The 5,848-nt window shown below is 38.7% G+C and carries 6 protein-coding genes; 2 read left to right on the forward strand and 4 right to left on the reverse strand.

Going from position 1 to position 5,848, the window contains the following annotated elements:
• Positions 1–585 precede the first annotated feature (585 nt).
• The 4 genes from SE27_RS08010 to SE27_RS08025 form a co-directional block, all read right to left on the reverse strand.
• Positions 586–816 (reverse strand): hypothetical protein, encoded by a 231-nt coding sequence (locus SE27_RS08010; protein ID WP_039622408.1) that lies wholly within the window; start codon positions 814–816, stop codon positions 586–588.
• Positions 817–1,060: 244 nt separating this feature from the next.
• Positions 1,061–2,155: a YheT family hydrolase gene (locus tag SE27_RS08015; protein WP_039622410.1), complete on the reverse strand. Its 1,095-nt coding sequence runs from the start codon at positions 2,153–2,155 to the stop codon at positions 1,061–1,063.
• Positions 2,156–2,240: 85 nt separating this feature from the next.
• The gene (locus SE27_RS08020; protein WP_039622412.1) at positions 2,241–2,651 is read right to left on the reverse strand and encodes a nuclear transport factor 2 family protein; all 411 of its coding nucleotides are present in this window, start codon (positions 2,649–2,651) and stop codon (positions 2,241–2,243) included.
• Positions 2,652–2,713: 62 nt separating this feature from the next.
• Positions 2,714–4,738, reverse strand: coding sequence for an NADPH-dependent 2,4-dienoyl-CoA reductase (locus SE27_RS08025; protein ID WP_039622414.1), 2,025 nt, complete (start codon positions 4,736–4,738; stop codon positions 2,714–2,716).
• Between the two features lie 137 nt (positions 4,739–4,875).
• On the opposite strand from SE27_RS08025, the gene SE27_RS08030 reads away from it, so the two are divergent.
• Both SE27_RS08030 and SE27_RS14455 read left to right on the forward strand, forming a co-directional pair.
• A complete protein-coding gene (locus SE27_RS08030) occupies positions 4,876–5,418 on the forward strand; it encodes a PadR family transcriptional regulator (RefSeq protein WP_039622415.1) in 543 nt (180 codons plus the stop codon).
• A 19-nt stretch (positions 5,419–5,437) separates the two neighbouring features.
• Positions 5,438–5,848, forward strand: a 411-nt coding sequence (locus tag SE27_RS14455) for an alpha/beta fold hydrolase (protein ID WP_455549976.1), incomplete at its 3' end; no start/stop codon positions are given.

Here is a 5,848-nt window from a genome sequence, read left to right on the forward strand (position 1 = left end):
AGTTACTAATAATTCTAATGTATTCATATTTCACTCCCTTTATCAAGTGCAAGACTATTTATATACTTATATTTATTGTCACACAATAACAAAAAGTGACAATAATGTATCAAAAAATAATAAATAAATAAAAATCACACTTTAAATCCTATATTTACTTGAACGATCTACTTAAAGAATCAATAGGAAATAATACTTCGCAAATCAAAACCTATAACAAAATTATTATTTATATAATTATTTCAATCACTTAAATTAAAATTAAGGTTATTTTTTAAATAAAGTTAATTTTTTTAAGTTCTGAATAATGTGAATAAGTAAACGTATGAATGATGGTAAAAAGGTAAAAAATTTCAGTCTATAAGCGACCATTGACAGCAACAATTCATTTGGTTCACGGCATAAAGACCAAGGAAGATCTCTTAACAGATCACCAATTTGAAAATACTTATCATAAATAAGCACCAAAGATAAAGTTTAAGTACATATCAGCCAGATAGACTTGAGAGAGAGCAGTTTAGTACAGACCATAAAAAACCGCCTTAAAGACGGTTTTTGATTTCTAGAACAGTGAGCATCAAAGGTTTAATTTACACGTGAGGTAAATTTAAACATTTCGTTAATACCTGTATAAAAGCTACGACCATCAAGGTTTAAATCAATTTCAACACCAGACTGAAGCAAAACTTTTTTTCCAACTTCAACCCATTTAAACCCTTCGCGTGTACTTTGCATTTTTTTTGAAGGAACTAACGATACAATAATTTCACTACCATTTACAGATTTTGCTACTAAATTTTCAATTATATTCAACATTTACACCAATATTTAACACATATAAAGACACCACCATTGGTATCTTGAAATAACAACCTTTACTTTGATAATTCAGATTAATAAGACTTATATATCAATTTAAAAAAAGAACATTCTCATGTCATTTTTATTGTTGTAGCAATTATAACAGAAATACGCACTGAATACCGAGTTTTATGTAACTTTAAGTGTCGTGTTTGCATCAAAATATTTCTAAAATAAATAATTAATTCATATACTTGAATTACATCGATTTTTCTTCTGCCATTAAGTAATCCGAGATTAAACGCGCCGACCATGAGACCGCATGTAAACCCTCATAAAAACCACAATGACTGCCCTTTTTGGTGGTGACCACCATAATATTGGGCATCTTCTGAATGGCTTCCTTATAAGGATCAAAATTGCGAATACAGCAAATTGGATCGTCTTCTGCATTTAAAATCATTAACGGAATTTTAATATTTTCAAATACAAAGATTGGATTGGTCGCTTGATTATAAGCGTCAAAACTAACGTAACCTGCCAATTCAAAACATTGATATTGAAATTCTAATAAGCTTTTAGTGCGCAACACTTCAGCCAAAGAGGCGGTACTTTTCCAAGTCGGCATATACGGATGGATAAAAGACTTAAAAAGCTTTTTGGTCATGAGCTTACTATAAAATGGATGTATATTTTTAAAACCCAACTCAGTGTCATAGCCTGGACACAAAGCAAAAGCGGCCTTAAAAGGACTTTTCTCACCTTCTTCACCCAAATAACGCACCAGCAACCCAGTACCGGCTGACGAACCAACCGCATAGAGTGTCGATTGGCCAAATTTCATCTGAATATGCGCAATCTGTTGACGTAAATCTTCGGTAGAACCAAAAATTGAAATTTTCGGTACAGGCATGGGTAAATTGGCATGACCACGGCGTAAACATAAAGCAATGCGCCAGCCAGTATATTGATGTAAATCGCGTACCAATTCGCACATGCTCTCTGGTGTGCCGGTTAAGGTATGCATGAGGACAATGGTCGGTGTGGTCTGCGGTAAATCAAGTCCATACCATGCAATCCCTGTTATGCCGCCATCTGGCATATCCAAGTGTTCTATAGCATCGTATTTCAGATGAATATTTTTCTGTTTGATGAGGTCAAAATACATTAAATGTAAGTGGGCATTCGATAGCCACGGCGTTGGACGATATTTTTGTTTCAATTGCGGCAAAATATCACGCATACGCCGTGCTTCACCGCGCGGAGAAAAATATAAGGTCGGCAATTCTGCACCAATAACATGATCGAGCAGCTCTTGCGCCAATTGAGTTATTTTATTGATCATAAACTTCATATTCGCTCCGCCTCAAAATGATGCAACTCAAAATATTAAGCAAACGCCGTGGTTTTAATCATTATTCTATATTCTGTTATAACACTTATGCTGTGGGCATAAAAGCAGCCATGCGTTGTCCCATTTGTGCAGCCAGTGCATCTAAACCACTTTTAGGTCGCAGCATCACTTCAAACTCAACAATCTGCCCATGCTCATTAAAACGAATCATATCGATACCTTTAAGTTTCTTATCACCAACATTGGCAGCAAACTCAAGCACCACACTCATGCCATCTTCTGTGTAAAACTCACGATCATAGATAAAGTTTTCAAAAATTTGGATCACATTGGTTAAAATAAAAAACACCACTTGTTTGCCTAAATAAGGCTGAAAAGCAACCGGTGAACGAAACACCACATCTTGAGCAAGTAACTCATCTAAAATAGACATATCACGAGTATTGAGCATTTCATGCCAGCGTTGAACTGCAGCTTGGGTTTGTTGTTTTGACATTTTAAATTCCTTTTTTTCATTAAAATAAAAAATGGGAAGTAGAACTTACTTCCCATTTAGAGTTAAATAATTGCAGCTAACTCTGCACCTTGACGAATCGCGCGTTTTGCATCCAACTCACCGGCTTCTTTAGCACCGCCAATCAAATGCACCAACTTACCTTGTGCTTTTAATTGATCAAACATCGCAGTAAACGGTTCTTGACCCGCACAAATCACCACGTTATCGACCTCTAATAGCACGGCTTCACCATTCACCGAAATATGTAAACCTTGATCATCAATTTTCTCATAGCTGGCGCCAGCAATCATCTTGACATCACGATGCTTTAAGCCGGTGCGATGAATCCAACCAGTTGTTTTACCTAAACCTGCACCAACAGAGCTGGCTTTACGTTGGAGTAAATAAATTTCACGCTGAGAATGCTCTAATACGGCAGCTTTTAATCCACCTACGTTTTCATAATTGGTATCAATACCCCATTCATCATAGAATTTTTCCGGATTCAGACTCGCGCTATCCCCTTCATGGGTTAGGTATTCCGCTGTATCGAAACCAATACCGCCAGCGCCAATAATCGCCACACGTTTTCCTACAGGTTTATGCTCTCTTAAGACTTCAATATAACTCAGCACTTTAGGATGATCACTGCCTTCAATCTCTAAATGGCGCGGCGTCACACCAGTTGCAACCACAATGTCATCAAACTCCGATTGGCTGAGTTCTTCATAGCTAGCCTGATGATTTAATAGCAATTTAATATTCGGTTGTAATTCAATTTTACGTTTGAAATAACGTAAGGTTTCATAAAACTCTTCTTTACCCGGAATGGTCTTGGCAATATTAAACTGCCCACCAATTTGATGACTGGCTTCAAAAATGGTCACTTGATGACCACGATCCGCCGCATAGGTGGCAAAACTTAAACCGGCAGGACCTGCGCCAATCACTGCAATATTTTTGGCTACACTGGTTTCTTTAAAAATCAGTTCCGTTTCATAGCAAGCGCGCGGATTAACTAAACAAGTGGCAATTTTCATCGCAAAAACATGATCTAAGCAGGCTTGGTTACAACCGATACAGGTATTGATTTCATCACTACGTCCTTGTTCGGCCTTTTGTACAAAAAACGCGTCGGCCAGCATCGGACGTGCCATAGACACCATATCGGCATGACCTTCAGCCAATACATGCTCGGCCATTTCTGGCGTATTAATTCGGTTTGACGTAATGAGCGGAACTTTGACCAAGCCTTTCAGTTTTTCTGTCACCCACGTAAATGCAGCACGCGGTACTTTGGTGGCGATGGTTGGAATACGTGCTTCATGCCAGCCAATGCCGGTATTTAAAATAGTCGCACCAGCTTTTTCAATTTCTTTGGCCAATTGCACCACTTCATCAAAGCTTGAGCCGCCTTCAACTAAGTCCAACATTGATAAGCGATAAATAATAATAAAATTTTCACCGACTTCAGCCCGAGTACGCTTGACGATTTCAATCGGGAAACGTATGCGGTTTTCATAACTTCCGCCCCACTCATCATCACGTTGGTTGGTACGTGCAGCAATAAACTCATTAATTAAATAGCCTTCTGAGCCCATGATTTCGACGCCATCATAGCCAGCATATTGCGCCCATTTGGCACAATTGGCAAAATCAGCAATGGTTTGATTCACTTCTGCAGAGCTTAAGGCATGCGGTTTATTGGCATTAATGGGTGCTTGAATGGCAGACGGCGCAACCAAGTCTGCTTGATATGAATAGCGCCCCGTATGTAAAATCTGTAAAGCAATCTTACCACCAGCATCGTGTACTGCTTGAGTAATCACCTTATGCTTTTCTGCTTCTTTTTGGCTGTCTAATTTAGCGCCACCGGCAAAGGTTAAACCGGCATCATTGGGTGCAATTCCGCCCGTTACAATGAGCGCTACACCACCTTCAGCACGTTCAGCATAAAAGGCCGCCATACGCTCATAACCACCGGGCGCTTCTTCTAACCCAACATGCATAGAACCCATCAAGACACGATTTTTTAATGTGGTAAAACCCAAATCTAACGGGGCTAATAAGTGAGGGTAATTAGACATATAATCTCCTTGGCGCGCTTTTTAAGCTGGCGAATGTAATACTTAATGCAACTTGTTGCACAGTTTATATTCTAGATTTGATTTTTATGCAACATGTTGCATAATGATTGCGTAAATTTTTACTGACTGAGTGGTGTATGTCTTTAGCGCATGTTTTATTGACCAGCTTAATTGAAAAACCAAGTACAGGTATTGATTTAGCACGGCGCTTTGATCGTTCTATGGGCTTTTTCTGGAATGCAACACATCAGCAAATTTATCGTGAACTGAGTGCAATGCAGCAGAAAAATTGGATTTCGACCATTGTAGAGGCCAATCACAATACACGCAAAAAAACCTACCAAGTGGAAAACTTAGGACGCGCTGAGTTGGCCGATTGGATGATAAAACAAAGCCCGCCCGCACAATTGCGTGAAGAACTCATGGTACGACTACGCGCAGAAGCACAATTGGGCGGCAATAGCGTATTGCCTGAACTTGAACGACACTTGATTTTACATAAAGCCAATTTAAATATTTACCAAACAATTTTTGTGAAAGATTTCGCACATGAGCAAGCACAAGACCGGACCCAGTTTATTCATAAAATGATTTTGCAATTGGGTATGGATTTAGAAATTGGCTGGATTAACTGGCTTGAAAACATGATTCCGCAATTAAAAGTCTTTGATGAAAAATAACAAGCGAAGGATTTAAAATATGCCTTATTACACTATGCCAGATGGTGAACGCTTATTCGTGCGTGAATTTGGACAAGGCCATCCTGTTTTAGTGTTGTCTGGTTTGGGTATGCAAAGCTGGCAGTGGCTGCCTTTTTTATATGCTCAGCGTAAAACACATAAATTTATTATTCCGGATTGGCGCGGTTTTGGTGGCTCACAACATTGTAATATTCCTGCGTTGGAGGCCATTTCTAGTCACTGGCGTGATATTGAGTGCTTAATTGAACAATTACACTTAGATCATTTTTCGTTGATTGCCTATTCAATGGGCGCAACTACCGCCATGCATGGCATGCACTACGGGCAGTTAACTCAAAAATTACAGCGTTATTTACATATTGATCAAACACCGAAAATTTCCATCGATGCAACATGGCCATATGGTTTA

The sequence above is a fragment of the Acinetobacter harbinensis genome, assembly GCF_000816495.1.
GTDB lineage: Bacteria > Pseudomonadota > Gammaproteobacteria > Pseudomonadales > Moraxellaceae > Acinetobacter > Acinetobacter harbinensis.